Here is a 25,034-nt window from a genome sequence, read left to right as displayed (position 1 = left end):
GTCCCTTGCACCCCAAGCGCCAGCCCCTAACCTCCGCCGGTCTTCGGCGGGGAGGGGGCTGCGCGATGCGTAAATTTCGGCTGTGGGGCGCGGCCCTGCTGGGCGTGACGCTGGTCGTCGCTGGCGGCTGGGCGCTGTGGAACTTCGAGCTGCGCTGGCGGCCGAAGACCATCACCCGCCACCAGGCCGAGATCGCCCAGCTGCTGCAGGCGGCCGGCTGGGCCTCGCCCGGATTGCCAAAGGGGCCGCTCTACATGGTCTCGTTCCGCACCTGCCCGGACTGCCTGCGGTTCGAGGCCGAGGCGTTTCCCGGGCTGCAGGCGGCCGGAGTCGACACCCGGGTGATCATGATCGCCCGGCGCGACGTGAACGGCATGGCGAAGTCGACGGCGGTCGAGCGGGCCACCGTCGCCCAGCTGTGGCTGACCCGCGACTGGCGGCTGATGGAGGCCTGGGGCGCGGTCCCGGCCGCGGCCTGGACAGCCCCGGGCCTGCCGCCGGCGGACGGCGACATGGCGCGCACCGCGGTGGTGGAGAGCGGCCGCACGCTGGTCGACCAGCTTCGGCCGCTGCTCAAGGACAACGGCGTGACGTTCGCCTACCCGATGCTGATCTGGTGGAACGCCAAGGGCGAGCTGCGCGCCTGCCCCTGCGAGAAGCGCGAGAGCTACGGGTACGTGCGCAAGGAACTGGCCGGCTAGCCGCGGGCGCGGCCGTCAGCCTCGCCGGCTGATGATGTCCTTGGTCATGCGCCGGGTCTTGGCCCCTTGGGTGTGGTCCGGTTCGTCGTGGTCGCCACGACGGGTGGCCGAGAGCAGCATCCCTTCTTCAACCGCCTCCCCGAGGTCCTCCTGCGGGTCATCGATGCGTTCGTCTGGCTCCGCGCTCTGCGGGCGGGTCGACGACATGTCCGGAGCGAAGCTGCGATCTTGATCGGCCATGGGTCGGTCCTCCTGTTGTTGGGGGATCAACCCGCCCGCGCGAGGGCCGTTCCTTGCGAAAAGCCGCGTCCGCCTTTAGGCGGGGCGCCATGGCCTCCGCGCTGCAAGCCGCTTACGACGCCCGCCTGGAGCGCGGCGAGATCCGTCCCGACCCGGCGCAGGCCGCCGGTTTGAAGCCGTTGGCCCGGCTGGAGGCCGAGCTCGCCGCCGCCCAGCCGGCCGGCGGACTGGCCGCCCTGTTCAAGAAACCGCAGCCGGCGTCGCAGCGCGGCGTCTACCTCTGGGGGCCGGTCGGCCGCGGCAAGTCCATGCTGATGGACCTGTTCTTCGAGACCGCGCCGGTCGCCGCCAAGCGCCGGGTCCACTTCCACGTCTTCATGGGCGAGATCCACCGGCTGATCGACGCCTGGCGCCGCGGTGACGCGGCGGCGCGCAAGGCTCGCTTCGGCCAGCACAAGGGCGACGACCCGATCCCCCCGGTCGCCGACGTGGTCGCCAAGGAGGCGACCCTGCTGTGCTTCGACGAGCTGCAGGTCACCGACATCGCCGACGCCATGATCCTGGGCCGGTTGTTCGAGGCGCTGTTCGCCCGCGGCGTGACCCTGGTCGCCACCTCCAACCGGGTGCCGGACGCGCTCTACAAGGACGGCATCAACCGGCAGCTGTTCCTGCCGTTCATCGACATGCTGAAGCGCCGGCTCGAGGTGGTCAGCGTCGCAGGCGTGCACGACTACCGGCTCGACCGGCTGCGCGCCGCCGGCACCTGGTTCTCGCCGATCGACCGGGACCACGAGCGGGCCTTCGACGCGCTCTGGAAGGAGATGCTCGGCGGCCAGGAGGAGACCGGCGCGGAGATCGAGGTGCTCGGCCGCAAGATCACCCTGCCGCACGCGGAGGGCGGCCTGCTGCGCGCCAGTTTCGCCAGCCTCTGCTCGGTGGCGCTGGGCCCGAACGACTACCTGGCGATCGCCCAGGCCTTCCACACCGTCTTCCTCGAGGACGTGCCGCAGCTTTCGCCCGCGCGCCGCGAGGAGGCGAGGCGCTTCGTCACCCTGATCGACGCGCTCTACGAGGCGAAGACCCGCACCATCGTGCTGGCCGAGGCCGATCCGATCCGCCTCTACCCCGCCGGCGACGGCGCCTTCGAGTTCGAACGCACCGCCTCGCGCCTGCAGGAGATGCGCTCGGCGAGCTGGCTGGAAGAGCGGTAGCGATGCCCGTCGTCCGGGCCGCGGCAACCTCAGGCGGCCGCGGCGGCCAAGCTTAACCATTGAGCGAACAGGCCGTGCTTATCCTCAGGTCCGACGCCGGGGGGCGTGGGATATTTGGGGGGACGCGTGATGAGGATGCAGACGGCGGCGGTCGCCATGGCCGCCCTGGGGCTGATCGCCTGGGTGGAGCCGAAGACGGCGACGCCTCTGGTGGCGAAGGACGCCGCGGCCGAAGAGGCGAAGCGGCAGATGGTCTATGTGCACAAGACGCGCGCCAAGGAAGCGCAGCGGGTGCAGGACATCGCCTTCCGCATCATGGTCGCCAACCAGGACCTCTGCGCCGACCGCGCGCCGCGGCTGGGCATGGACTGGGACGTCGCCGACAGCTTCGACGCGAAAGTCCGGCCGGCGGCGGTCGAGGCCTACAAGATCGGCGATGGCGTGACGGTCACCCAGGTGATCGCCGGCTCGCCGGCGGCGGCCGCGGGCCTGCAGCCCGGCGACGTCGTGGTGTCCGTGAACGGGGAGGCGGCGCCGACCGGCAAAAGGGCGGACCGGAAGCTTTCCAAGCGGGTCGACGAGATCAAGGGCGCCTCCACCGCGCCGCTGACCTTCGTGGTGCGCCGGGCCGGCCAGGAGCAGACGCTGGCGGTCACGCCGGTGATGGCCTGCGCCTATGGGGTGGCGGTGGCCGACCAGCCCGAGCTCAACGCCTACGCCGACGGCAAGAACATCCACATCACCCGGCCGATGCTGCGGTTCGCGGCGAGCGACGAGGAACTCGCCCTGGTGATCGCCCATGAGATCGCCCACAACGGCCAGCATCATATCCAGGCCAAGCAGAAGAACGCCGCCGTCCTCGGCGTGCCGGGGCTGCTGATCGACATCGCCGCCGCGGCCGGCGGAGTGAACACCAACGGCGCCTTCGCCAAGGCCGGCATGCAGTACGGCGCGTCGCGCTCGTCCGCGGCCTTCGAGGCCGAGGCCGACTATGTCGGCATGTACTACCTGGCCAGGGCCGGCTACCCGACCGACGGGGTCGAGGACTTCTGGCGGAAGATGGCGGTCGAGGAGCCGAACGCGATCTTCATCAAGTCGACCCATCCGGCCACCCCGGACCGTTTCCTGGCGATCGCCTCGGCGGACGACGAGATCGGCGCCAAACGCGCCAAGGGCGAGCCGCTTACGCCCAACCAGAAGGTCAATGAAGCCCGCGCCGCCGAGGCGGGCGGCGCGAAATAATCCCGAGCGTCGTGTGCATGGGTCCCGGACAGCCGCCGCGCGGCTTCCGGGATGACATGGATGGATGGCGTCAGGCCGCCTTCAACGCCTCGACCAGTTCGCGGGCGTAGAGGCCCAGCGCCTCCACCGAGCGGACGCAGAGCCGCAGCTCGCGCAGCGCCCAGTCGTCGGCCAGGGTGACGACGCTGAGGTTCATGGTCTTGGCGGCGCGCGCGGCGGTGGTCTCCGGGACCACGCCGACGCCGACCCCGCACTCCACCAGCCGGCAGACCCCGTCGAAGCTGCGCAGCTGCACCCGCAGGCGCAGCGGCCGGCCTTCGCGGGCGGCCTTGGCGGCCAGGAAGCGCTGCAGCGAGCTCGAGCGCTCCAGCCCGACGATGTCGTGCGCCAACACCTCCGAGAAGGAGACGGTGGTGCGGCCAGCCAGCGGGTGATCGGGCCCGGTGACCACCACGAAGCGGTCAGAGCGGAACGGGAAGGTCTCCAGCGCGCCCATGTCGACGGTGCCGGCGACGATGCCGACGTCGCCGACGCCTTCGGCGATCAGCCCGACGATCTCGTCGGACAGCCGCTCCTCCAGGTCGACGCTGACGTGCGGATGCCGCGCCAGAAACGAGGACAGCGCCTCGGGCAGGAATTCGGTCAGGGCGTTGGTGTTGGCCAGCAGCCGGACCTCGCCGGAGAGTCCGCCGGCGTAGGCCCCGAGGTCTTCGCGCATCCGGGCGCTCTGGGCGATGATCACCCGGGCGTGCTTCAGCAGCGCCCGGCCGGCCGGCGTCGGGGTGACCCCCTGGCGCGAGCGGATCAGCAGCGGCGCGCCGAGCTGCTCCTCCATGCCGCGGATCCGCGTCGAGGCGGCGGCCAGCGCCAGCGCGCTGCGCTCGGCCCCGCCGGTGATGGTGCCGGCCTCGACCACGTCGCAGAACAGCCGCAGGTCGGTCAGGTCGTAGCGCATCCTTCGCTCCACGATACGGGGCCGCGGCCATCGCATCCGCCGAACGCCCCCTCGGTCTCGCGCTTGGCGGCGCGGGGGAGCTGTCAGCGAAGCTGGCCGAGGGGCCGTTTACGGCCTCGCAACCATCGCCCTAAGAGGCTTCGCTCGGGTCATCCTTCGCGTTTCGCGAAGGACCCCTACAACAAAGAAGCATTGCGCCCAAGGGCTTGCGGCGCGATGTGTTCGGCTTCGGCGAAGTAATTGCGAATTGTTCGCAACTACGCTTGCGCCGGGTTCGTTGACACCCCATGGCGGCGGCCTACAAGGCCCGTCGTTCTGTGAGAGATTTTCGAGGGGCTCTGAATCATGACCGACGCCGCCAAGGCGCCCCGTGCGCGGCCGATGTCGCCGCACCTGCAAGTGTGGCGCTGGCATATCACCATGGCGACCTCGATCGCCCACCGCGCCACTGGCGTGGCGCTCTATGTCGGCGCGTTGATCGCCGCCGCCTGGGCGCTCGCGCTGGCCAGCGGGCCGGACGCCTACGCTTCGTTCCAGGGGCTGCTCGGCTCGCCGCTCGGCCTGCTGGTGATGTTCGGCCTGACGGTCTCGTTCTTCTTCCACCTGGCCAACGGCATTCGGCACCTGGTGTGGGACACCGGCCACGGCCTCGACATCAAGTCGGCCAACGCCAGCGGCGTCTTCGTTTTCGCCTTCACCGCGGTCGCCACGGTGGTCACCTGGGTGATCGCCCTGCTGATGGGAGCGCTCTGAACATGGACAGCTATCGCACGCCGCTGTCGCGCGCCCGCGGCCTGGGCGCGGCCAAGCACGGGGTCACCCACTGGATCAGCGAGCGCGTCGGCGCGGTCGCCCTGGTCCCGCTCACCCTGTGGGGCGTCTTCGCCGTCCTGCGCCTGGCGGCCAACGACTACGACTTCGCGGTCGCCTGGATCGCCCAGCCGCTGAACGCGGTGCTGATGGTGCTGCTGCTGGGGATCAGCTTCTGGCACATGGCCAGCGGCCTGCGGGTGGTGATCGAGGACTACATCCACGTCACCCTGAACAAGTCGGCGTTGCTGATCCTCAACCTGTTCGTCTGCGGCCTCGCCGCCGCGCTGTCGATCTTCTCGATCCTGAAAGTCGCGCTCAGCGGCGGAGCCTACTGATCCATGGCTGATTACAACTTCATCGACCATAAGTTCGACGTCGTCGTCGTCGGCGCCGGCGGTTCGGGCCTGCGCGCGGCGCTGGGCTGCGCCCAGGCCGGCCTGAAGACGGCCTGCATCTCCAAGGTGTTCCCGACCCGCTCGCACACCGTGGCGGCGCAGGGCGGCATCTCGGCCAGCCTCGGCAACATGAGCCAGGACGACTGGCGCTGGCACATGTACGACACCGTCAAGGGGTCGGACTGGCTGGGCGACCAGGACGCCATCGAATACCTCTGCCGCAACGCGCCGGCGGCGGTCTACGAGCTCGAGCACTGGGGCGTGCCGTTCTCGCGCACGGCCGAGGGCAAGATCTACCAGCGCGCGTTCGGCGGCATGACCCGCAACTACGGCGAGGCCCCGATCCAGCGCACCTGCGCGGCGGCGGACCGGACCGGCCACGCCATGCTGCACACCATGTACGGGCAGAGCCTGGCGAACGACACCGAGTTCTTCATCGAGTACTTCGCGCTCGACCTGATCATGGACGAAGGCGTCTGCCGCGGCGTCACCGCGTGGAAGCTCGACGACGGCACCCTGCACCGCTTCCAGGCCCAGCAGGTGATCCTCGCCACCGGCGGCTACGGCCGGGCCTACTTCTCCTGCACCAGCGCCCACACCTGCACCGGCGACGGCAACGCCATGGTGCTGCGCGCCGGCCTGCCGCTGCAGGACATGGAGTTCGTGCAGTTCCACCCGACCGGCATCTACGGCTCGGGCTGCCTGATCACCGAAGGGGCCCGCGGCGAAGGCGGCTACCTGACCAACTCCGAGGGCGAGCGCTTCATGGAGCGCTATGCGCCGTCGGTGAAGGATCTGGCGCCGCGCGACATGGTCAGTCGCGCGATGACCATCGAGATCCGTGAAGGCCGCGGCGTGGGTCCGAACAAGGACCACATCTTCCTGCACCTCGACCACCTGGATCCGAAGATCCTGCACGAGCGCCTGCCGGGCATCTCGGAAAGCGCCAAGATCTTCGCCGGCGTCGACGTGACCAAGGAGCCGATCCCGGTGCTGCCGACCGTGCACTACAACATGGGCGGCATCCCGACGAACTTCTACTCGGAGGTCGTCACCCGCGAGGGCGAGAACCCCGACAAGGTGGTCCCGGGCCTGATGGCCGTGGGCGAAGCCGCCTGCGTCTCGGTGCACGGCGCCAACCGCCTGGGCTCCAACAGCCTGATCGACCTCGTGGTGTTCGGCCGCTCGGCCGCGCTGCGCTGCGCCGAGACCATCAAGGCCGGCGCGACGCAGCCCGAACTGAAGCCGCACATGACCGACGGCCACCTGGCCCGCCTGGACAAGCTGCGCAACGCCAACGGCTCGACCTCGACCGCCTCGCTGCGGCTCGAGATGCAGCGCGCCATGCAGGAAGACGCCGCGGTGTTCCGCGACGGTCCGGCGCTGGCGTCCGGCGTGAGCCGCCTGCAGGCGGTCCAGGACAAGCGCGCCGATCTCAAGGTCACTGACCGCGGGCTGATCTGGAACACCGACCTGATGGAGACCCTCGAGTTCGACAACCTGATCGGTCAGGCGGTCGTCACGGTGAACGGCGCGGCCAACCGCACCGAGAGCCGTGGGGCGCACGCCCGCGAGGACTTCTCGGACCGCAACGACGATCAGTGGATGAAGCACACTCTGGCTTGGTTCGACGACGCCTCCGGCAAGGTGAAGATCGACTACCGGCCGGTGCACAACTTCACCATGACCAACGACATCGCCTACATCCCGCCCAAGGCGCGGGTGTACTGAGCCACGCTTAGGAACGCACACTCATGGTTCAGCTCCGGCTTCCCGAGAACTCCCGCGTCAAGAAGGGTAAGCACTACCCGGCTCCCGCGGGCGCGACCAAGACCAAGACCTTCCGCGTCTACCGGTATGACCCGGAAGACGCCGGCAACCCGCGTTGGGACACCTACGACGTGGATGTCGACGCCTGCGGCCCGATGGTCCTGGACGTCCTGATCCACATCAAGAACACCATGGACCCGACGCTGGCGTTCCGCCGGTCGTGCCGGGAAGGGGTGTGCGGCTCCTGCGCGATGAACATCGGCGGCCGCAACACGTTGGCCTGTACCCAAGGCTGGGACGAAGTGGCCGGCCGGCAGGCGTCGATCAGCCCGCTGCCGCACATGCCGGTGGTCAAGGACCTGGTCCCCGACCTGACGCTGTTCTACGCCCAGTACGCCTCGATCGAGCCCTGGCTGCACACCGAGACGCCGGAGCCGCAGAAGGAGTGGATCCAGTCGCCGGAGGACCGCGCCAAGCTCGACGGCCTCTACGAGTGCATCCTCTGCGCCTGCTGCTCGACCTCGTGCCCGAGCTACTGGTGGAATCAGGAAAAGTATCTCGGACCTGCGGCGCTGCTGCACGCCTACCGCTGGCTGATCGACAGCCGCGACGAGGCCACCGGCGAGCGCCTGGACGAGCTGGAAGACCCCTTCAAGCTCTACCGCTGCCACACGATCATGAACTGCGCCCAGGTCTGCCCGAAGGGCCTGAATCCGGCCAAGGCGATCGCCGAGGTGAAGAAGATGCTCGTGGAGCGCGTCGTCTAATCCGCTAGGGTCAAGCGCGCGCCGGAAATCTGAGGCAGATCAAAGCGCCCGCAGCGCGGTCCGTAAAACTGCCCACGGGTTTTGCGGAATGCGCTGCATCCCTTACTTGGAGCCATTCCCCGGAATGGCTCCGGGGGATCGTCAGCGCGATGGATGGCCATCGCCGCTGGGGGTGCGCCGGCGCCACGTTGACCGGCGTTCGAGTTTTCGGCATCGGGGGCTTATGAGCGATCTCAACGCGCATGTCGTGATCATCGGGGCGGGCCACGCCGGCGGTACGCTGGCGGCGCTGCTGCGGCAGTACGGCCATACCGGGCCGATCAGCATGATCGGCGACGAGCCGATCCCGCCCTACCAGCGGCCGCCGCTGTCGAAGGCCTGGCTGAAGGGCGAGGCCGACGCCGACTCCCTGGCGCTGAAGCCGCTGGAGTTCTACGCCGACGAGAACATCGACTTCCGCCCGAACGTGAAGGCGGTGAAGCTCGAGCGCGCAGCGCGCAAGGTGAAGCTCTCCGACGGCTCCGAGCTGACCTACGACTTCCTGGTGCTGGCGACCGGCGCGCGGGCGATCGCGCTGCCGATCCCCGGCGCCGACCTGCAAGGCGTGATGTTCCTGCGCACCGCGGCCGACGCCGAGGCGCTGAAGACCACGGTCGGCCCGGGCAAGCGGCTGGCGGTGGTCGGCGGCGGCTACATCGGCCTTGAGGTCGCGGCCTCCGGCCGGGCGCTGGGCGCCGAGGTCGTGGTGCTGGAGCGCGAGAGCCGGCTGCTGGCCCGCGTCGCCAACGAGGTGCTCTCGGAATTCTTCCGCAGCTACCACGCCAAGCACGGCGTGACCTTCGAACTGGGCGCCAGCGTCACCGGCTTCGAGGGCGAAGGCGGCAAGATCACCGGCGTGAAGCTGGCCGACGGCCGGGTGATCGCCTGCGACGCCGCCGTGGTCGGCGTCGGCGCGCACCCGAACGATGAACTGGCGTCGGAAAGCGGTCTGGAGACCGCCCGCGGCGTGGTCGTCGACCTCGAGGCTCGGACGTCCGATCCGCACGTCTTCGCGATCGGCGACGTCGCCCACCGGCCGATGCCGATCTACGGCCGCATGTTCCGCATGGAAAGCGTGCCCAACGCACTGGAGCAGGCCAAGCAGGCCGCCTGCGCGATCACCGGCCGGCCGGCGCCGACGGGCGAGGTCCCGTGGCAATGGTCCGACCAATATGATCTGAAGCTGCAGATCGCCGGTTACGCCTTCGACGTCGACGAGATCGTCGTGCGCGGCGACCCGGCGAGCGGCAAGTTCGCCGTCTTCCATTTGAACGGCGATCAGGTGCAGTCGGTAGAGGCGATCAACGCGCCGCCCGAGTTCATGATGGGGCGGCAACTGATCGGCAACCGCAAAGCCGTCAATAAGGCGAAGCTTGCGGACCCGGCCGTCTCCATGAAAGAAGTCACGGCCTAAAGAGAAGAAGAGCAGATGGCGAAGATCACCTACATCCAGTTCGACGGGTCCGAGAGCGTCGTCGACGTGAAGCCCGGCCTGACCGTCATGGAAGGCGCGGTGAAGAACAACGTCCGCGGCATCGACGCGGACTGCGGCGGCGCTTGCGCCTGCGCCACCTGCCACGTCTTCGTCGACGAGGCCTGGGTCGGCAAGGTCGGCGACAAGTCGGCGATGGAAGAGTCCATGCTCGACTTCGCCGAGAACGTTCAGGACAACAGCCGCCTGTCCTGCCAGATCAAGATCACCGAAGAGCTGGACGGCCTGGTCGTCCGCCTGCCGGAAAGCCAGCACTAAGGCGCGCTGCGCGCCGCCCCGGCGGCGCGCTCCCGCATAGCTGACCAAAGGGGTCGATGGCCGCGCCCAGCGGCCTCGGCCCTTTTTTGCGTTCAGCCCTCTTCAATTGTCATCCCGGTTTTCGCGCAGCGAAAGACCGGGACCCAAGAACACGGCGTCGCCGAACGAAGCGGCGGCGTTGCGAGCACCGCCCCCAATCGGCGTTCTTGGATCCCGGACAGCCGCTGCGCGGCTTCCGGGATGCCAGTTGGGAGAAGGGGCGGGAGGCTCGAGCCCGCTACCGCGCGAACCCCAGCTCCGGCTGCGCGGCGGTCGCCTGGGCCTCTTCCGGCAGGTGGCAGGTGAAGGTCGCGCCGGCGCCCGGTTCGCTCTCCAGCGCCACCCAGCCGCCATGCAGCTCGGTCAGCGCCTTGACCAGCGCCAGCCCCAGGCCCGGCCCGCCGCGCTCGCGGCCGACGAAGCGGTCGAAGATGTGCGCCTGGACGTGGAACGGGATGCCGCGGCCGGTGTCGGTCACCTGCAGCTGGATCTCGCCGAGCGCGCGGCGCGCGGCGATGGTGATGGTGCCGCCGGGCGGCGTCTGGCCGAGCGCGTTCTCCAGCAGGTGGTTGAGGATCTGGCCGAGCCTTCGGGTGTCGCCGCGGATCACGCCGACGTCGTCGGGGCGCTCGACCACCAGCGAGATCCGCATGCTCTCGGCCTCCGGCTGCCAGCGGGTGGCGATCGTCAGCAGCAGGTCGGCGACGCGCACGTCCTCCAGGTCCAGCGCCATCTCGTCGGCGTCGATCTGCGCCATGTCGAGCACGTCGTCGATCGAGCGGGCGAGCTGGGTGGCGGCGGACTTCACCGACGCGGCGTGGCTGCGGCCGCGGTCGGACAGGCCCTCGCCGGAGCGCTCGAGCAGCTCCGAGTAGCCGATGATGGTGGTGAGCGGGGTGCGCAGCTCATAGGAGACGTTGCCGACGAAGTCGCGCTTCAGCCGCTCGGTCTCGGCCAGCGCCGCCTCGCGCGCCGCCAGCGCGCTCTCCAGCTTGCGTGCGTCGGTGACGTCGGTGAAGGCGATCAAGGTCGCCCCGTCCGGCAGCGGCCGCGACTGATAGGCGACGATCCGCGAATCCGAGGTCTTCACCTCGCCGGACATCGGTGCGCGGGCGCTCGGGTCGGGATCGGCGACCCGGCCCTTCAGCTCGCGCCAGAAGCCCATGTCGTGCAGCTTTGGCACGCACAGCTCGACCACGCCTTCGAAGTCGCCGGCGGTCTCCAACTGCTGCGGGGCGATCTGCCAGAAGCGGGCGAAGGCCTCGTTGTGCAGCCGCAGGCGCCCGTCGGAGCCGAACACCGCGACGGCGTCCGAGAGCTTGTCCAGCGTCGCCTGCTGCACCTGGATCAGGGCATTGTACTGCGCCTTGAGCTTCAGCTCGCCGGTGATGTCGGAGAACAGCAGCAGCAGGCCGCCCAGCGGGTGCGGCTGGCGCACCACCTTCAGCGTGCGGCCGTCGGCCACGCTCCACAGGTCGTCCGGACCGGCGGCGAGCTGTTCGTAGCGGTCGAGCTCGGCGGCCTTCCACTTGCCGTAGTCGGCGGTCTCCGGCAGCCGGCGGCGCTGGCGCAGCCGGTCGAGCACCTCGCCGTGGCTCGGTTGGTCGGCGAGCCAGGCCGGCTCCAGGCCCCAGAGCTCGGCGAAGGCGGTGTTGTGGAAGATCAGCCGCTTGGCCTGGCTGAACACCGCCACCGCCTCGGCGATGTGGTTCAGCGTCTCGTCGTGCGCCTCGACGTTGCGCTTGAGGACCTCGCGCAACTCCTCCAGCTCGGTCACGTCCTCGGTCCAGACGCCGACGCCGCCGCCTTCCAGCGGCTGGGCGGTGACCTGATAGGCGCGGCGGCGGCCGCCGGCGGTGATCCAGCGCACGCCCTGGCGGCGCTGGCCGAGATTGGCCGCCTCGCTGGCCAGCGCCTCAGCGCCGCGGTCGAACGACGCCTGCCGCGCCGCCGCCTCGTCGAGGCTGGCCGCGTCGACCGCCGCCAGCCAGGCGGCGTTGACCCACACCGGCGAGCCGTCGGCGGCGGCGATCCACGAGGGGCAGGTCCGGGCGTTGAGGAAGGCGGCGAAGCGCGGCGCCGTCGGCAGGCCGGGGGCCTCGCCCATCACCGCCGAGAGCCGCAGCCAGGCCAGCGCGCCGGACGCGCGGCCTTCGACCGACACTGCCCCGCCGCGGCCCTGCACCTCGAAGGCGCAGGCCTCGCCGCGCTCGAACAGCGCGCGCAGCCGCCGCGCGTGGTCCGGATCGGCGCGCATCAGCACATTGACCAGCGCCTGGGGCGTCGCCTCCTCGAGGCCGAGCGCCGCGGCGCAGGCGGCCAGCGACTCCTCGCCGGACGCCAGGCTGGCCTGGCCCTCCTCGACGGCGAGCAGGGCGGAATCGAAGGCTTCGGCGGAGGCCTGGGCGGCGTCGGCGTGCTGTTCGAGGGCGGCGAGGCGGCGCGCCAGTTCGCCGACGCGAGCCTCGGCGCGGCCGCGCTGGGCCAGCGCCCAAAGGACGGCGCAGATGGCCAGGGAGACCGCGCCTGCCGCGGCCGCCAAAATCAGTTCGTGCGCGCTCATCGGCCCCAGTCCGCGCCCGCCGCCCGCCAGCGGACGAATCACTCTCCTCGAACATTAGGCGGCTTGGGCCCCGCCCGCACGCACGGTGCGTTTATCCCGGCGAGCTTTTGCGCCATATGAGCCGCAACATGACCGCCATCCTCTATCCCGTCGCGACGAGCGCCGACCAGGCGCTGAGCCAGCCGAAGGCGCAGGCGACCCGCGAGCGCGAGGCCGTCAGGGCCGCCGGCGAGCCCGTGGTGTTCACCACCGAGCTGGCCGGCCCGGCCTTCGCCACTCGCGAGGCGGCGCTCGACGCCTACCAGGGCCGGCTGGAGGACGACCGCTCGGGCTTCACCCCGGCGATCGAAGACCGCTGGTGCAAGCTGGTCGAGCAGGCCGTGACCGAGGCGGGCCGACCGGCGTCGCTCGGCCCGGTGCAGCCGACCTGCCAGGACGGCCACCGCTGGCCCGCGCCGCCGGCTGTCCCGCCGCGCACCGCCTGGCGGCTGGCGGTCTCCTACTGGCGGATCGCCAGCGCCGAGCGCCCGCTGGACGCCCCCCAGGCGCGCAAGGCGCGCCGCTCGAAGCAGGACGTCGACACCGCCACCCTGCGCGCCATCGCCCGCCAGCCGCTACGGCCGGTCGAGCCGCAGCAGCCGCTGGACATCGGCCTGTTCGAGACCCGGCTGCCGGAGAACCCCAGCATCGTCGTGCCGGATGAGTGACGCCGTGGGCTGCAGCCGATGACGGCCGCCAAGTCAGCCGATTTCGGCCTCGCCCCCAGCCTCGACGATTTCGCCGAACTGGCCGAGGCGGCGTTCGCCGCCCTGCCGCAGGCGTTCCGGCGGATGACCGGCGAGGTGCTGTTCCGGGTCGAGGACTTCGCCTCCGAGGAGGTGCTGGACGCGCTCGGCATCGAGGACCCGTTCGACCTCACCGGCCTCTATCACGGGGTCGACGTCGGCCACCGCTCGGTGCTGGATCCGGCGCCACAGCCGTCGATGGTCTTCCTCTACCGCCGGCCGATCCTCGACGAATGGGCCGAGCGCGGCGACGTCGCGCTGGAGGCGCTGGTCGAGCATGTGCTGATCCACGAGATCGGCCACCACTTCGGCCTCTCCGACGCCCAGATCGAGGCGATCGAAGAGCGCGGCTGAGGCCCGCAAGGTCCAGCCCCCGCTTGTCTGCACGGCGCGAAGGCTTGACCCCGCGCGACCTGCCGCGAACTTCGGGGTTGCCGCAGCGCTTCTGTCCGGTCGCAATGGGCCGCCCGCGCCGGCGAGCCGCCAAGAGGTCGCCGGAGCGCTCGGGCGGGAGGACGAACGCCATGGAGCCTTTCACGATCGCCGTTGCGGACGAGGTCCTGAGCGACCTGGACCGGCGGCTGGCGGCGACCCGCTGGCCCGACGACTTCGCCAACGACGACTGGGGTTACGGCGTCAACGTCGCCTACCTGAAGAGTCTGGTGGGCTACTGGCGCGAGAGCTACGACTGGCGCGCCCGCGAGCGGCTGATGAACCAGCTGCCGCAGTTCACCACCACGGTCGACGGCCTACGGATCCACTTCGTCCACGTCCGCGGCAAGGGGCCCAACCCGGTCCCGCTGATCCTGACGCACGGCTGGCCGTGGACCTTCTGGGACTATCGCCAGGTGATCGGCCCGCTGACCGATCCGGCGGCGCACGGCGGCGATCCCGCCGACGCCTTCGACGTCGTCGTCCCCTCGCTGCCGGGCTACGGCTTCTCCACCCCGCTGACGACCCCGGGTATCAACTGGTGGAAGACCGCCGACCTGTGGGTCAAGCTGATGGACCAGCTGGGCTACGGCCGGTTCGCGGCCCAGGGCGGCGACTGGGGCTCGTTCATCTCCGCCCAGCTCGGCCACAAATATCCGGAGCGGATGCTCGGCGTGCACATCCACACGCCCTCGTTCCTCGACTTCCTGACCACCGGCAAGTTCGACAAGGCCGACTTCACCGACGCGGAGAAGCCGAACCTCTACCGCATGGCGGCGTTCGCCGCGGACGAGACCGGCTACATGGCGCTGCAGAAGACCAAGCCGCAGACGCCGGCGGTGGCGCTGAACGACTCGCCGGCGGGCCTGCTCGGCTGGCTGGTCGAGAAGCGGCGCCGGTGGAGCGACTGCGGCGGCGACGTCGAGCGCCGCTTCAGCAAGGACGAGCTGATCGACCTCACCATGCTCTACTGGGTGACGGGGAGCTTCCACACCTCGGCGCGCTTCTACCGCGAGGGCTACAAGGACCCCTGGACGCCGTCGCACGAGGGCTTCCCGGTGGTCCGCGCGCCGACCGCGATCGCCGTGATGCCGGAGGAGCTGACCCATCCGCCGCGCAAGTGGGCGGAGCGCTACTACAACCTGCAGCGCTGGACGCCGATGGCCGCCGGCGGGCACTTCGCCGCCGCGGAGGAGCCCGCCGCCCTGGTCGAGGATCTGCGCGCCTTCTTCCGCGACAAGCGCTGACGCGGACGGCGGCTGCGCCGAGGTCAGCCAGGCTCAGGTCAAGCTGGGGTTGCGTCGTTTTGCAGCGCCTCCACTGGGCGAGCCGACGTTCCTTTCGTCACATTGCACCAGTATCTGAAGGCGCATGCTGAAGCGCTTGTTCGTCATCGTCGCGGCGCTGGGCGCCGTTTTCGCCGCCGTCCCGGCGTCTGCCGGCTCCGAGCCCGTGCGCCAGGTCGAGCTGACCAGCATGATGGGCCGCTGGTACGAGGTCGCCCGGGTGCCCAACCAGCTGCAGCGCGGCTGCACCGGCGGGGCCTCGGAATGGACCCGCACCAAGGACGGCTTCTCGGTCGTGCAGTCCTGCCACAAGGGTGCGCCCAACGGGCCGGTGTCGCAGTGGCGCGCCAAGGCCCGGGTGTCGGACCCGTCGAACACCAAGTTCAAGATGACCTTCTTCGGCGGGCTGGTGTCGCAGGACTACCAGGTGCTCGACCATCGCCCCGGAGAAGGCTGGCTGATCCTGTCGACCCGCGACGGCAAGTACCTGTGGCTGATGTCGCAGAAGCCGACCCTGCCGGCGCCGATCAAGGCCGAGGCGATCTCGCGGATCCGCCAGCTGGGCTTCGACCCCGGCCGGCTGGAGTTCCCGTCGCCCGCGCGCAGCTGACGCAGGCCGGCGAGGCCCGCGGGCCTTGCATCTGCAGAACGCATGCGGAACATTGAGCCCGCATGGAGATCTCCGTCAGCGTCGTGACGGCTTCACGGCCGGAAACCACCGTCCAGGTGACCCGCGGCGCGGCGCGTCTGCTCGCCGCCCTCGGCTATGCGCCGCTCACCGAAGTGACCCTGCCGAACGGCCGCCGCGCCGACCTGATGGCGCTCGGACCGAAGGGGCAGATCTTCATCGTCGAGGTGAAGTCGAGCGTCGAGGATTTCCGCACCGACCAGAAGTGGTGGGAATACCGCCCCTACTGCGACGCCTTCGCCTTCGCCGTCGCGCCGGAGTTCCCGCGCGAGATCCTGCCCGACGAGCCCGGCCTGATCGTCGCCGACGGCTTCGGCGGGGCGGTGCTGCGCGAAGCCCCGGTCGAATCCCTCGCCGGCGCCCGCCGCAAGGCGCTGACCCTGGCCTTCGCCCGCCTCGCCGCGATGCGCGCCGCCGGCGTCCCAGCGACGACGCTGGAGTAGGCGCTCAGGGCTGGATGCCCATGTTGGCGAACTGGCGATCAATCCGCGCGTCGAGCTGGCGCGCCGCCGCGAGGTCGGAGTCGCCGCCCGCCTTGTTTCCGGTACGTAGCTTGGCCAGGCCGCGGCCGAACAGGCTCGTCGGCATGTCGGCGTCCTTGCTGAGCGCCGCGTCGTAATCGGCGATGGCGTCGGCATAGGCCTCCAGCCTCAGGCGCACCAGGCCGCGGCTGTCGAGAAAGCCGGCCTTCGGATCCAGCGCGATCGCGGCGCTGCAGTCCGTCAGGGCGCGGTCGAGCTGCACGCCCCACGTCGCCCGCGCCCAACAGGCGTTGTTCAGCGGGTTGGGATCCTTCGGCTGTTTCGTCACCTCGGCGTCATAGCGAGCCAGCAGGCCGTCCGGCTCGCCGGCGGCGGCTGCGACGATGCTGCGGCCAAGGGCGATAGCGCCTGCTTCAGCCGGGCTTGCCGGCTTGGCGTCGTCGTAGGCGGCTTCCAGCTGCTTGCGGGCGCCGGGAAGGGCTATCACCCTTACAACGTCTTCCTCCGGAATCTTCCGGGTCGGCTGTAAGCGGATCATTGCGAGCAGGTCCTGGAGCGTCGCCTGGTCGTCGCCTGACAGCCCGTAGTGGACGCGGATCAGGTAGGCGTCGGCGTTGGGCTCCAACTTCAGCGACAGCGCCGCGGCCTTGGCCGCCTCGTCGCGTCGGCCGGCGCGCGCAAGCATGCTGGCGTGCGCGGCGTGCGTGAGCGCGCTCTGCGGGAAACGCGCGGCGACGGCGCCGGCGTCGCTGAGCGCTTTGTCGCGCTCTCCCAGGGCGTAGAGCACGTTGAGGCGGTCGATATGGAGCGCCTCGCCGCCCACCTGCTTCTCGATGGCGATGTCCCAGTCGGCCAGCGCGCCCTTGTAGTCGCGGACCTGTTCACGCGCGGAGCCGCGCAGGCGGTAGACCGTGCCCTCCTCGGGCGCGACGAGAACCAGCCGGTCAGCCAGGATCAGCGCGTCGTCGGGACGGTTCTGCATCAGCAGCAGGGTGGCCTTGCCGGCGAGCGCCAGGCGATGCGTGCGATCAAGCGCTAGGGCCTCGTCGAACGCCGTCATGGCGTCGGGATTGCGGCCCAACTGGGCAAGGACAGAGCCGCGAAGCGCCGCGGCGTGCGCTTTCAGGTCGCCGGGCCACTGCTGCTTCTCTAGTGCAGCCAGGGCCTGCTCGAACTTGCCGTCCTGCGTCAGCTTCAGGACGGCTTGGATCGCGGCGGCGTCGGTCGGCGTGACGCCCGACACCGGCCTGCCGGCGACCATCGTCGGCGGCAGGGCGATGAACACGCCCTTGTCGAACAGCGCGTCGGTCTTGCGGTCCGCGGCGTGGGCCTCGGCGAAGCTGAGCTCGCCCTGCGCCGAACGCGTCGTCGCGGTCATGTCGAAGCGCTCGCCGCGGAGCGACGCGGTGCGTGTGTAGCGAACGCCGCCGATGGTCTCGTCGACCGGCTCGCTCTGCAGGGTGAAGCCCTGGCCGCCGGCCGGCAGCAGGATGGTCTGGTGGACTGTCTCGTAGCGCGCGCCGACCGCCACGGGCGCCAGCTTCGCGACATCGGCGTCGCGCGACGGGGCCAGGTCGACGCCGAGCCTCGCCTTGTTGGCCTCATAACGGTTGGCGGCCTCCGGGCCCTGGGTGTCCCAGTCCATCACGCCGGAGCCGGTGAAGCCGAGGCGCACTTCGCCGGTGGCCTCGTCGTCCTCGTAGGTGACGTGGTCGACGGTCACCCAATCGTGCCGGTCCTGCCAGAGCTTGGTGATCCCTTGGTCGCGCTCGTCGCGGCTCAGCAGCGACGCGGCGGTGCGGAACGTCATGGCCTCGTCGCCGCGAAGCACGACCAGGCCCTGGGCTTTCGCCGGTCTCCCAAGGCCGGCGCGGGCATCCAGGTCGAGCCGCCACTCGTTGAGGGCGACCTGCGGCGGCGCCGGCGGCAGGGCTTCGAGCGCGCGCTGATGCGGACCGAGCGGCAACGCCCATTTGAACGGCGGCGGGTCCAGCCGCTCGAGAGAGCGGTCGCCCGGCCGCGAGCCATCGAGCCAGTAGGTCTGGCCCTGCACCGTGGCGCGGACGAGCACATGGTTGAACCGGACGACGCCGGGCAGCGCCGCTTCGAGGCCGTCGCCGCGCACGGTCGACAGCAGCGCGGGCTCCGCCTCGACGCCCAGGCCGCGCAGCAGCGCGAGCAGCAGCACCGTCTTGCCTTTGCAGTCGCCGCTTCGCGTGCGCCAGACCATGTCCGCGGATTGCGGAACATAGCCGCCCAGACCGTCCAGGCGCGCGAAGTAGCGCACCTGGGTCTGCACCAGCTGCAGCGCCAGTTCGGTGCGCACCTTGGCGTCCGGGCTGGCGGCCGCGATCTTGCGGATCTCGCCGTGGAGCGGCGAGTCGGCCGTGATCTGAGCGGCCGTCTCGAAGAGCGGCGCGGCCGCCTCGGCCACCTCCCGCCAGCTGCCGTACTCGCTCACCGCGACGGCCCCGCCGTCGAGATAGCGCATTGGCGCGCCTGGAATGATCGCCGGCGGCTTCACGTTGTCGCCGCTGATGACGATCGCGGCGGCCCCATCCTTCGCTTCCCGCTTCGCCGGCGGCAGCCGGTCGCCGACGCGCCAGTTGACCTTGCGGCCCTCCGGCCAGCTGTAACGCACGAACAGGCGGTCGACCGTCGAGCCGCTGATGAAGTCCTCCGCGTCCTGCCGCTCGCCAAGGGCCGGATTGCGCCGATCGATCGTGAAGCTGAACTCCAGCTCGTCGCCGATCCGCAGATCGGGGACCTGCAGCACCGCCGTGAGCAGGCCGTTCACCTGCAGGGCTTCGAGGCCGGCCTCCCGCTGGATGACCTTGAACGCCGCGCCGGTCTTCAGGACGTCGATTCGCTCGTCGCCACGGCGGATCACCAGTCGGTTCACTGTGGCCTGGCCATAGGCCGGCTGCCAGGTGACGGCGACAGTGCCGGCGTTCTGCAGCGCCGCAAGCGACGAGAGCCGGTAGATCTGATGGCCGAACTGATGGACGCCGGTCTCATCGAGCCGCGTCTGGTAGTCGAGCAGACGCACCTCGAAGCCCGCCGGCCGCGCCGAGCGCGGCGGCGGCTCGACCGGGATGACCCAGGCCGGCGGCGGCGCGATCGGCACGCTGTCTTCCGCGCGGGCGACGCTCGCCACGCCAAGGACCAGCAAAATCATCAGCCGACGCATCGCACCCCCCACGGACTTGTGCGGGGACGGTGTCACAACTGCCCCGAGGTTGGAACTACGGTAGAGCTTCGCCGCGTTCGCAGCCTGTGGTTCTACAGTCCCGCGCCCCAGCGGTACTGCCAGGCGACGCCGACCTGGTCGTAGTCGTTGCCGGTCCGCGCCGAGACGCCGCGGCTGGCGTTGAGCTTGATCGAGTGGCGGCGGGTCACCGGGCGGGCGAGGGTCACACCGACGCGCCAGTTGCGTTGCAGGTCGCGGTTGACGACGTCGTTCAGGGTGGTGCGGCCGCCGGTGAAATAGGTCGCGTCGAGCGAGCCCCAGGCGCCGCCAGCGAAGCTGTAGATCAGGTGGCCCTGGGCCGAATAGAGCGGACTCTGCGAGCGCCGATTGCCGCCGAAGAAGTCGCGGTTGACGGTGTAGAAGGTGACCGCGGCCTTGCCCTCCACGGTCCAGCGGCCCAGCGTCTTGGAGGCGCCGATCTCCGGTTTCACCCACCAGCGGTGGGCGCCGAGGTTCACCAGCCGGTCGGAATCGTACTGGCCGAGCGGCGCCGACACCTGGACGCTGGCGCCAACGATCAGGTCCGGGCGGTAGGCGCGGAATTCCGCGGCGTCGAGCGCCGGCGCGCCGATCAGGCTGACCGACAGCCGCAGCAGCGGATCGCCCAGCCCGGAGACCTCCCGCTGCACCGGCTCGCCCTGGTACAGCGCCCGGCCCGAAAGCCGTCCGGTCGGCAGGATCACGTCGACCTTGCCGGACTTGCCCCACAGGTCGATCGAGCGCGCATAGGCCAGGATCGGGCCGTCGATGCGCAGCTTCGGGTCGGTGAGCGGCAGCGAGGTGTCGAACGACACGCCGCCCCAACTGCGGGCGTAGCCGACGATCACGAAGTTCACCCCCACCGGCGCCGGCGAATAGGCCCGCGGCTCGATGCTTTGCGCCCGCGCAAGACTTCCCGCGCCCGCCGCCGCCAAGGCGGCAGCGAGGCCCGCGCGCCAGGTCCTGGTGGTTGCGCGCCGCAGAGGCGCCTCCCGCGTGGTGATCGGCCGGCCCGGAGCGACCGGCGGCGCTTCCGAGGAACCGGCGCCGCGCGCCCAAGGGCAATCAGGTGTTCGCCTGAGCCGTGGCGGATGGCCGCCGGTTGCGGCGGGCAGCTAGGTGGCCAGCGCCGCGGCGACCATCTCGACCAGGTCTTCCGGGTAGATCTTCTCCGCGGCGGCGGCGATCTCGGCCGGGGTCCACCAGCGGTGCTCGGTCATGATCTCGCGCTCGAGCTCGGTCCAGCCGGCGTCGGCCAGGGCGAAGGGATCGGCGCGGACCAGGAAGTAGCGCTCCTCGGCCATCACCTCGTCGCCCTCCGGCGCGCGCATTTCGAACCGGCGGACGGCGATCTGCGGGCCGGGATGGTCGATGGAGAGGCCGGTCTCTTCGAACAGCTCGCGTCGGGCGCCGTCCTCGAAGCTCTCGCCCGGCTCCAGCGCGCCGCCCGGGGTGGCCCAGAAGATGCGGCCGGTCATCGGGCCGCTGCGGAACTCGAAGCGGAACAGCAGGATCCGGCCGTGCGGATCGACCAGCAGCAGGCGCGCCGAGGGGCGCGGCCGCAACGCCGGCGGCGACGTCAGGCTTTCGCTCACCGCGGGGCGCGCTTGGCCAGGATCCGCTGCAGGGTCCGGCGGTGCATGTTCAGCCGCCGCGCGGTCTCCGAGACGTTGTGGTTGCACAGCTCGTAGACCCGCTGGATGTGCTCCCAGCGGACCCGGTCGGCGCTCATCGGATTCTCGGGCGGCGGCGGGGAGGTGTCGGCCCGGGCCAGCAGCGCGCGGGCGACGTCGTCGGCGTCGGCCGGCTTCGACAGGTAGTCGACCGCGCCGGCCTTCACCGCCTGCACGGCGGTGGCGATGTTGCCGTAGCCGGTGAGCATGATGATCTTGGCCTCGGGGCGGGCGTCGCGCACCGCCTCCACGACCTTGAGCCCGGTGCCGTCCTCCAGCCGCATGTCGAGCACGGCGAACGCCGGGGGGTTCGCCTTCACGGCGGTCAGCGCCTCGGCGACGCTGCCGACCAGGGTGGTCTCGAACCCGCGCTGTTCGAGCGCGCGTCCCAAACGCGTTCGCAACGGCGCGTCGTCGTCCAGCACCAGCAGCGACCTGTCGGGCAGGGCGGCGATGTCAGCGGAAAGGTCGGTCATTCGCTCACCCCGGAGGGGGCCTCCCTTATTCCAACGCCCGCGTCATCCTGTCGCAGGTCGGGCCTGTTCGGCAAGCCTGCTCAGCTCGTCGCGACCTCGATCTTCGGGCGAGGCCAACGCGCCGACACAACTGCGCCGCGCGGCCGGGCGTTCTGAAACGTCACGACCGCGCCGGTTCGTTCCAACAGATTCTTCGAGATGAAGAAGCCGAGGCCCATGCCGATGTGGCCGGTGCGCGAGCCTTCCGCCCCCGGACGGCTGGTGACATAGGGCTCGCCCAGCTTGGCGAGGATCTCCGGCGCGAAGCCTGGGCCGTCGTCGCGCACCTCCATCGACACCGTGTCGGCGTCGAACCGGGCGCTGACCAGCACCTCGGAGGTGGCGAAGTCGACGGCGTTCTCGACGAAGGAGGTGAAGGCGTGGGTGATCTCCGGCATCCGCCGGATGTCCGGGGCCGAGGCGCCCGCTGCGCCGGTGACGATCGCCTCGACGCGGACGTCGGGATGGTCGGCGGCGTGCGGCTCGATCACCTCCTGCACCAGCTGGCGCAGCGACAGCCGCTCGTGCACCTCGTCGGTGGCGGCGTCCGGCTGGTCGGTCAGCCGGCGCAGGATCTCGCGGCAGCGCTGCGCCTGGGCCATCAGCAGCTCGGCGTCCTCCTTGACCTGCGGGGTCGGCGCCTCGCGGAGCATCTCCTTGGCGACGATGGCGATGGTGGCCAGCGGGGTGCCCAGCTCGTGCGCCGCCGCCGCGGCCAGGCCGCCCAGCGCCGACAGCTGCTTTTCGCGCGCCAGCACCTTTTCCGTGACGTCCAGCGCCAGCGTCATCCGCCCGGCCTCCAGCGCCGACTGCCGCACGTAGCTGGCGATCAGCGCGCCCCCGGCGATCACCGCGACGGCGGCGGCGATCCGATAGCCGTGGCCGGTGGCCAGCGCCTGGCCGCCGGGCAGCGGCAGCGAGACGAAGGCGAGGAAGACCGCCACGAGCCCGGCGAGCACGCCGAGCGCCACGACCTGCCGCAACGGCAGGGTGGCGGCCGCCAGGGTCACCGGGGCCACCAGCAGCAGCACGAAGGGATTGGCGGTGCCGCCGGTCAGGAAGACCAGCGCGCCGATCTGCAGCACGTCGAAGGCCAGCTGGCCGGCGGCCTCCCAGTCCGGGAACTCGCGCTGGCCGGGCCAGGCGACGCCGGTCGCGAGGTTGAGCCAGGCGGCCGCGCCGATCACCGCGAAGCCCAGCGGATAGTTCGCCTGGAAGCCGAGGCGGACGCCGATCACCAGCAGCAGCACCACCTCGCCGATGATCACCAGCCAGCGCAGGCTGACCAGGGTGCGCACCCGCAGGTGGCTGCGGTAGACCGAGCCCGATTGCAGGTCGAGGACCGCCGCGGCGACCGCGTCTTGCGCCGCCGCCGGCCGCAGCTTATCGAGCGCTTCAGGCTTCAGCGCCGCTTGCGCGGTTGTGCGCCCCATCTCAGCGGCGCGCGCCGCTGGCCGCCGGTCGCGGCGCGGGGCCAGCTGGAGACCTGTTCATGAACCGCCGTCTGCTCGTCATCCTCGCACTCCTGGCCGTGGCCTTCGCGGTTCTGACGGGCGTGGCCGTCAAACGGGGCGTTCTGGCCCCCAGACCGGAAACCGCCGCCGTGGGCGGCCCGTTCCAGCTCGTCGACCAGACTGGAAGGAAGGTCGACCAGAGCGTGCTCAAGGGCAAGTGGAGCGCGGTGTTCTTCGGATTCACCTATTGTCCCGACGCCTGCCCGACGACGCTGTTCGCGCTCGGCCAGGCCGAGCAACTGCTTGGCCCGAAGGCGGACGACTTCCAGACGGTGTTCATTTCGGTCGATCCGGCGCGCGACACCCCGGCGAAGGTCGCCGAGTACCTGGCGACCGACGCCTTCCCGAAGCGTTCGCTGGGCCTGACCGGCACGGCGGACGAGGTCGCGGCCGCCGCGCGCGCCTATCGGGTCTATTTCCAGAAGGCCGGCGAGGGCGAGGCCTACAACGTCGACCACTCGACCATCACCTATCTGATGAGCCCGAAGGGCCGGTTCGTGTGCGTCATCCCCTACAACACGCCGCCGGAGCAGATCGCCGCCAAGGTGAAGGCGGCGATGGCCAAGGGGCCGGGCGCCGAAAGCTGCTGATGCGGCGCCGCACCCGGCTGAACTGACTGGACCCCTTTAGCCTTTTGGGTGTTATGCTGCAGCGCACAAGGGTCGTCGCATGCTTTATTCGCTGTATGAAGCTGGCTTCTACGCCGCCGCTCCGCTGCGCGCCGCCGCGCTGGCCGCGCGGGATTTCTGGAGTTCGCCGCTCAATCCCGCCCGCGACAGCGAGGCGGCGCGGCGGATCTACGCCGGGGCCGATCTCTTTGTGAACCTCACCCGCCGCTACGGCCGCCCCGCGTGGGGGATCCACGAGGTGCAGATCGACGGCAAGCCGGTGCGGGTGAGCGAGGAGACGGCGTGGAGCACGCCCTGGGTGAAGCTGAAGCATTTCGCCCGCGATCCCGACGACCTGCGCCAGGCCGGCCGCAGCGAGCCGGAGCCGGCGGTGCTGATCGTCGCGCCGCTGTCGGGCCACTACGCCACCCTGCTGCGCGGCACGGTGCAGACCTTCCTGCAGGACCACGAGGTCTACGTCACCGACTGGGAGAACGCCCGCAACGTGCCGATCGTCGAGGGCCGCTTCGACCTGCACGACTACATCGACCACATCCGCCAGATGCTGCGGGCGATCGGGCCCAGGCCGCACGTCGTCGCCGTCTGCCAGCCCGGCCCGCCGACCCTGGCGGCCGCCGCGCTGATGGCCGAAGACGCCGAGCCGAGCCGCCCGGCTTCGATGACCTTCATGGGCTCGCCGATCGACGCGCGGCTCTCGCCGACAGTGACCAACAAGCTGGCCGAGGAGAAGCCGTTCGCCTGGTTCGAATCCAACGTGATCTACACCGTGCCGGCCCCCTATGCGGGCGTCGGGCGGCGGGTCTATCCGGGCTTCGTCCAGCTGGCCGCCTTCATGTCGATGAACCTGGAGCGGCACCAGGAAGCGCACCTGCAGTATCTGCAGCACCTGATGCGCGGCGACGGCGACTCCGCCGACAAGCACCTGGATTTCTATGACGAGTATCTCTCGGTGCTGGACCTCACCGAGGAGTTCTATCTCCAGACCATCGACCAGGTGTTCCAGCGCTACCTGCTGCCGAAGGGCGAGCTCGAGCACCGCGGCCGGCTGGTGCGGCCGGAGCTGATCCGCGACATCGGCCTGCTCACCGTCGAGGGCGAGAACGACGACATTTCCGGTATCGGCCAGACCCAGGCGGCCCACGCGCTCTGCGCCGGCCTGCCCGAGGAGCTGAAGGAAGACTACGTCCAGCCGCACGTCGGCCACTACGGGGTGTTCAACGGCCGGCGGTTCCGCGAGGAGATCTATCCGCGCGTGCGGGCGTTCATCGGTCGCACCCAGCCGGCCTTCGACAAGCAGCGCCGGAGCGCTTAGATTC

At 70.5% G+C, this 25,034-nt stretch carries 24 protein-coding genes; 16 read left to right on the top strand and 8 right to left on the bottom strand.

Features of this window, described 5'->3' with window-relative positions:
- The first annotated feature begins 65 nt into the window (after positions 1–65).
- Positions 66–701, top strand: a complete 636-nt coding sequence (locus ACSQ14_RS17705) for a hypothetical protein (protein ID WP_436015154.1) — start codon at positions 66–68, stop codon at positions 699–701.
- Between the two features lie 15 nt (positions 702–716).
- On the opposite strand, the gene ACSQ14_RS17700 is transcribed toward ACSQ14_RS17705, so the two are convergent.
- On the bottom strand, positions 717–941 hold the full coding sequence (locus tag ACSQ14_RS17700) for a hypothetical protein (RefSeq protein WP_436015152.1): 225 nt from the start codon (positions 939–941) through the stop codon (positions 717–719).
- An 89-nt stretch (positions 942–1,030) separates the two neighbouring features.
- On the opposite strand from ACSQ14_RS17700, the gene zapE reads away from it, so the two are divergent.
- Together zapE and ACSQ14_RS17690 are read left to right on the top strand one after the other, a co-directional pair.
- On the top strand, positions 1,031–2,152 hold the full coding sequence (gene zapE, locus ACSQ14_RS17695) for a cell division protein ZapE (RefSeq protein WP_436015150.1): 1,122 nt from the start codon (positions 1,031–1,033) through the stop codon (positions 2,150–2,152).
- 129 nt (positions 2,153–2,281) lie between these two features.
- The gene (locus tag ACSQ14_RS17690) at positions 2,282–3,394 is read left to right on the top strand and encodes a M48 family metalloprotease (RefSeq protein WP_436015148.1); all 1,113 of its coding nucleotides are present in this window, start codon (positions 2,282–2,284) and stop codon (positions 3,392–3,394) included.
- 70 nt (positions 3,395–3,464) lie between these two features.
- Here the strand turns inward: ACSQ14_RS17690 and ACSQ14_RS17685 are convergent, their stop codons facing one another.
- Positions 3,465–4,349 carry a LysR substrate-binding domain-containing protein gene (locus ACSQ14_RS17685; RefSeq protein ID WP_436015146.1) on the bottom strand — a complete coding sequence of 295 codons (885 nt, stop codon included), beginning with the start codon at positions 4,347–4,349 and terminating at the stop codon, positions 3,465–3,467.
- 345 nt (positions 4,350–4,694) lie between these two features.
- Here ACSQ14_RS17685 and sdhC point away from each other — a divergent pair, with 345 nt between their 5' ends.
- The 6 genes from sdhC to ACSQ14_RS17655 all read left to right on the top strand — a co-directional run bounded on the left by sdhC (position 4,695) and on the right by ACSQ14_RS17655 (position 9,883).
- On the top strand, positions 4,695–5,102 hold the full coding sequence (gene sdhC, locus ACSQ14_RS17680; protein WP_436015144.1) for a succinate dehydrogenase, cytochrome b556 subunit: 408 nt from the start codon (positions 4,695–4,697) through the stop codon (positions 5,100–5,102).
- A 2-nt stretch (positions 5,103–5,104) separates the two neighbouring features.
- Positions 5,105–5,497 (top strand): succinate dehydrogenase, hydrophobic membrane anchor protein, encoded by a 393-nt coding sequence (gene sdhD, locus ACSQ14_RS17675; RefSeq protein ID WP_436015142.1) that lies wholly within the window; start codon positions 5,105–5,107, stop codon positions 5,495–5,497.
- 3 nt (positions 5,498–5,500) lie between these two features.
- The gene (gene sdhA / locus ACSQ14_RS17670; RefSeq protein WP_436015140.1) at positions 5,501–7,288 is read left to right on the top strand and encodes a succinate dehydrogenase flavoprotein subunit; all 1,788 of its coding nucleotides are present in this window, start codon (positions 5,501–5,503) and stop codon (positions 7,286–7,288) included.
- Positions 7,289–7,311: 23 nt separating this feature from the next.
- On the top strand, positions 7,312–8,094 hold the full coding sequence (locus tag ACSQ14_RS17665; protein WP_436015138.1) for a succinate dehydrogenase iron-sulfur subunit: 783 nt from the start codon (positions 7,312–7,314) through the stop codon (positions 8,092–8,094).
- Positions 8,095–8,317: 223 nt separating this feature from the next.
- Positions 8,318–9,547 carry an NAD(P)/FAD-dependent oxidoreductase gene (locus ACSQ14_RS17660; protein WP_436015136.1) on the top strand — a complete coding sequence of 410 codons (1,230 nt, stop codon included), beginning with the start codon at positions 8,318–8,320 and terminating at the stop codon, positions 9,545–9,547.
- 15 nt (positions 9,548–9,562) lie between these two features.
- A complete protein-coding gene (locus ACSQ14_RS17655) occupies positions 9,563–9,883 on the top strand; it encodes a 2Fe-2S iron-sulfur cluster-binding protein (protein WP_436015134.1) in 321 nt (106 codons plus the stop codon).
- A gap of 277 nt (positions 9,884–10,160) precedes the next feature.
- Here ACSQ14_RS17655 and ACSQ14_RS17650 read toward each other — a convergent pair whose 3' ends face one another.
- The gene (locus ACSQ14_RS17650) at positions 10,161–12,485 is read right to left on the bottom strand and encodes an ATP-binding protein (protein WP_436015132.1); all 2,325 of its coding nucleotides are present in this window, start codon (positions 12,483–12,485) and stop codon (positions 10,161–10,163) included.
- Positions 12,486–12,613: 128 nt separating this feature from the next.
- Between ACSQ14_RS17650 and ACSQ14_RS17645 the strand changes: the two genes are divergently transcribed.
- The 5 genes from ACSQ14_RS17645 to mmcB all read left to right on the top strand — a co-directional run bounded on the left by ACSQ14_RS17645 (position 12,614) and on the right by mmcB (position 16,119).
- Complete coding sequence (locus tag ACSQ14_RS17645; RefSeq protein ID WP_436015130.1) at positions 12,614–13,192, top strand: hypothetical protein; 579 nt, start codon at positions 12,614–12,616, stop codon at positions 13,190–13,192.
- Between the two features lie 18 nt (positions 13,193–13,210).
- On the top strand, positions 13,211–13,624 hold the full coding sequence (locus tag ACSQ14_RS17640; protein ID WP_436015128.1) for a metallopeptidase family protein: 414 nt from the start codon (positions 13,211–13,213) through the stop codon (positions 13,622–13,624).
- A gap of 170 nt (positions 13,625–13,794) precedes the next feature.
- Entirely contained in the window at positions 13,795–14,949 is a 1,155-nt protein-coding gene (locus ACSQ14_RS17635) for an epoxide hydrolase family protein (protein WP_436015126.1), read from the top strand.
- 124 nt (positions 14,950–15,073) lie between these two features.
- Complete coding sequence (locus ACSQ14_RS17630; RefSeq protein ID WP_436015124.1) at positions 15,074–15,598, top strand: lipocalin family protein; 525 nt, start codon at positions 15,074–15,076, stop codon at positions 15,596–15,598.
- 62 nt (positions 15,599–15,660) lie between these two features.
- On the top strand, positions 15,661–16,119 hold the full coding sequence (gene mmcB, locus ACSQ14_RS17625; protein ID WP_436015122.1) for a DNA repair putative endonuclease MmcB: 459 nt from the start codon (positions 15,661–15,663) through the stop codon (positions 16,117–16,119).
- Between the two features lie 4 nt (positions 16,120–16,123).
- Here mmcB and ACSQ14_RS17620 read toward each other — a convergent pair whose 3' ends face one another.
- The 5 genes from ACSQ14_RS17620 to ACSQ14_RS17600 all read right to left on the bottom strand — a co-directional run bounded on the left by ACSQ14_RS17620 (position 16,124) and on the right by ACSQ14_RS17600 (position 23,008).
- Positions 16,124–19,336 carry a DUF3857 domain-containing protein gene (locus ACSQ14_RS17620; RefSeq protein ID WP_436015120.1) on the bottom strand — a complete coding sequence of 1,071 codons (3,213 nt, stop codon included), beginning with the start codon at positions 19,334–19,336 and terminating at the stop codon, positions 16,124–16,126.
- Positions 19,337–19,440: 104 nt separating this feature from the next.
- Positions 19,441–20,244, bottom strand: coding sequence for a transporter (locus ACSQ14_RS17615; protein WP_436015118.1), 804 nt, complete (start codon positions 20,242–20,244; stop codon positions 19,441–19,443).
- 258 nt (positions 20,245–20,502) lie between these two features.
- Entirely contained in the window at positions 20,503–20,982 is a 480-nt protein-coding gene (locus ACSQ14_RS17610; RefSeq protein WP_436015116.1) for an NUDIX hydrolase, read from the bottom strand.
- Positions 20,979–21,536, bottom strand: coding sequence for an ActR/PrrA/RegA family redox response regulator transcription factor (locus ACSQ14_RS17605; protein ID WP_436015114.1), 558 nt, complete (start codon positions 21,534–21,536; stop codon positions 20,979–20,981). Before ACSQ14_RS17605 ends, ACSQ14_RS17610 begins: the two co-directional genes overlap by 4 nt.
- An 80-nt stretch (positions 21,537–21,616) precedes the next feature.
- Complete coding sequence (locus ACSQ14_RS17600; RefSeq protein ID WP_436015112.1) at positions 21,617–23,008, bottom strand: ActS/PrrB/RegB family redox-sensitive histidine kinase; 1,392 nt, start codon at positions 23,006–23,008, stop codon at positions 21,617–21,619.
- A gap of 59 nt (positions 23,009–23,067) precedes the next feature.
- Between ACSQ14_RS17600 and ACSQ14_RS17595 the strand changes: the two genes are divergently transcribed.
- Positions 23,068–23,679 (top strand): SCO family protein, encoded by a 612-nt coding sequence (locus ACSQ14_RS17595; protein WP_436015110.1) that lies wholly within the window; start codon positions 23,068–23,070, stop codon positions 23,677–23,679.
- Positions 23,680–23,758: 79 nt separating this feature from the next.
- Complete coding sequence (locus tag ACSQ14_RS17590) at positions 23,759–25,030, top strand: polyhydroxyalkanoate depolymerase (protein WP_436015108.1); 1,272 nt, start codon at positions 23,759–23,761, stop codon at positions 25,028–25,030.
- The last annotated feature ends 4 nt before the right edge of the window (positions 25,031–25,034 follow it).

The sequence above is a fragment of the Phenylobacterium sp. LjRoot219 genome (genome assembly GCF_964252995.1).
GTDB lineage: Bacteria > Pseudomonadota > Alphaproteobacteria > Caulobacterales > Caulobacteraceae > Phenylobacterium.
Note: the sequence above shows the minus strand (reverse complement) of the source record. Positions and strands in the feature narration are given on the sequence as shown.

Bases quoted from the DNA above. Each gene is read 5' to 3' on its own strand.
- ACSQ14_RS17705 (WP_436015154.1), top strand. From the start codon at position 66: ATGCGTAAATTTCGGCTGTGGGGCGCGGCCCTGCTGGGCGTGACGCTG.
- ACSQ14_RS17700 (WP_436015152.1), bottom strand. From the start codon at position 941: ATGGCCGATCAAGATCGCAGCTTCGCTCCGGACATGTCGTCGACCCGC.
- zapE (WP_436015150.1), top strand. From the start codon at position 1,031: ATGGCCTCCGCGCTGCAAGCCGCTTACGACGCCCGCCTGGAGCGCGGC.
- ACSQ14_RS17690 (WP_436015148.1), top strand. From the start codon at position 2,282: ATGAGGATGCAGACGGCGGCGGTCGCCATGGCCGCCCTGGGGCTGATC.
- ACSQ14_RS17685 (WP_436015146.1), bottom strand. From the start codon at position 4,349: ATGCGCTACGACCTGACCGACCTGCGGCTGTTCTGCGACGTGGTCGAG.
- sdhC (WP_436015144.1), top strand. From the start codon at position 4,695: ATGACCGACGCCGCCAAGGCGCCCCGTGCGCGGCCGATGTCGCCGCAC.
- sdhD (WP_436015142.1), top strand. From the start codon at position 5,105: ATGGACAGCTATCGCACGCCGCTGTCGCGCGCCCGCGGCCTGGGCGCG.
- sdhA (WP_436015140.1), top strand. From the start codon at position 5,501: ATGGCTGATTACAACTTCATCGACCATAAGTTCGACGTCGTCGTCGTC.
- ACSQ14_RS17665 (WP_436015138.1), top strand. From the start codon at position 7,312: ATGGTTCAGCTCCGGCTTCCCGAGAACTCCCGCGTCAAGAAGGGTAAG.
- ACSQ14_RS17660 (WP_436015136.1), top strand. From the start codon at position 8,318: ATGAGCGATCTCAACGCGCATGTCGTGATCATCGGGGCGGGCCACGCC.
- ACSQ14_RS17655 (WP_436015134.1), top strand. From the start codon at position 9,563: ATGGCGAAGATCACCTACATCCAGTTCGACGGGTCCGAGAGCGTCGTC.
- ACSQ14_RS17650 (WP_436015132.1), bottom strand. From the start codon at position 12,485: ATGAGCGCGCACGAACTGATTTTGGCGGCCGCGGCAGGCGCGGTCTCC.
- ACSQ14_RS17645 (WP_436015130.1), top strand. From the start codon at position 12,614: ATGACCGCCATCCTCTATCCCGTCGCGACGAGCGCCGACCAGGCGCTG.
- ACSQ14_RS17640 (WP_436015128.1), top strand. From the start codon at position 13,211: ATGACGGCCGCCAAGTCAGCCGATTTCGGCCTCGCCCCCAGCCTCGAC.
- ACSQ14_RS17635 (WP_436015126.1), top strand. From the start codon at position 13,795: ATGGAGCCTTTCACGATCGCCGTTGCGGACGAGGTCCTGAGCGACCTG.
- ACSQ14_RS17630 (WP_436015124.1), top strand. From the start codon at position 15,074: ATGCTGAAGCGCTTGTTCGTCATCGTCGCGGCGCTGGGCGCCGTTTTC.
- mmcB (WP_436015122.1), top strand. From the start codon at position 15,661: ATGGAGATCTCCGTCAGCGTCGTGACGGCTTCACGGCCGGAAACCACC.
- ACSQ14_RS17620 (WP_436015120.1), bottom strand. From the start codon at position 19,336: ATGATTTTGCTGGTCCTTGGCGTGGCGAGCGTCGCCCGCGCGGAAGAC.
- ACSQ14_RS17605 (WP_436015114.1), bottom strand. From the start codon at position 21,536: ATGACCGACCTTTCCGCTGACATCGCCGCCCTGCCCGACAGGTCGCTG.
- ACSQ14_RS17600 (WP_436015112.1), bottom strand. From the start codon at position 23,008: ATGGGGCGCACAACCGCGCAAGCGGCGCTGAAGCCTGAAGCGCTCGAT.
- ACSQ14_RS17595 (WP_436015110.1), top strand. From the start codon at position 23,068: ATGAACCGCCGTCTGCTCGTCATCCTCGCACTCCTGGCCGTGGCCTTC.
- ACSQ14_RS17590 (WP_436015108.1), top strand. From the start codon at position 23,759: ATGCTTTATTCGCTGTATGAAGCTGGCTTCTACGCCGCCGCTCCGCTG.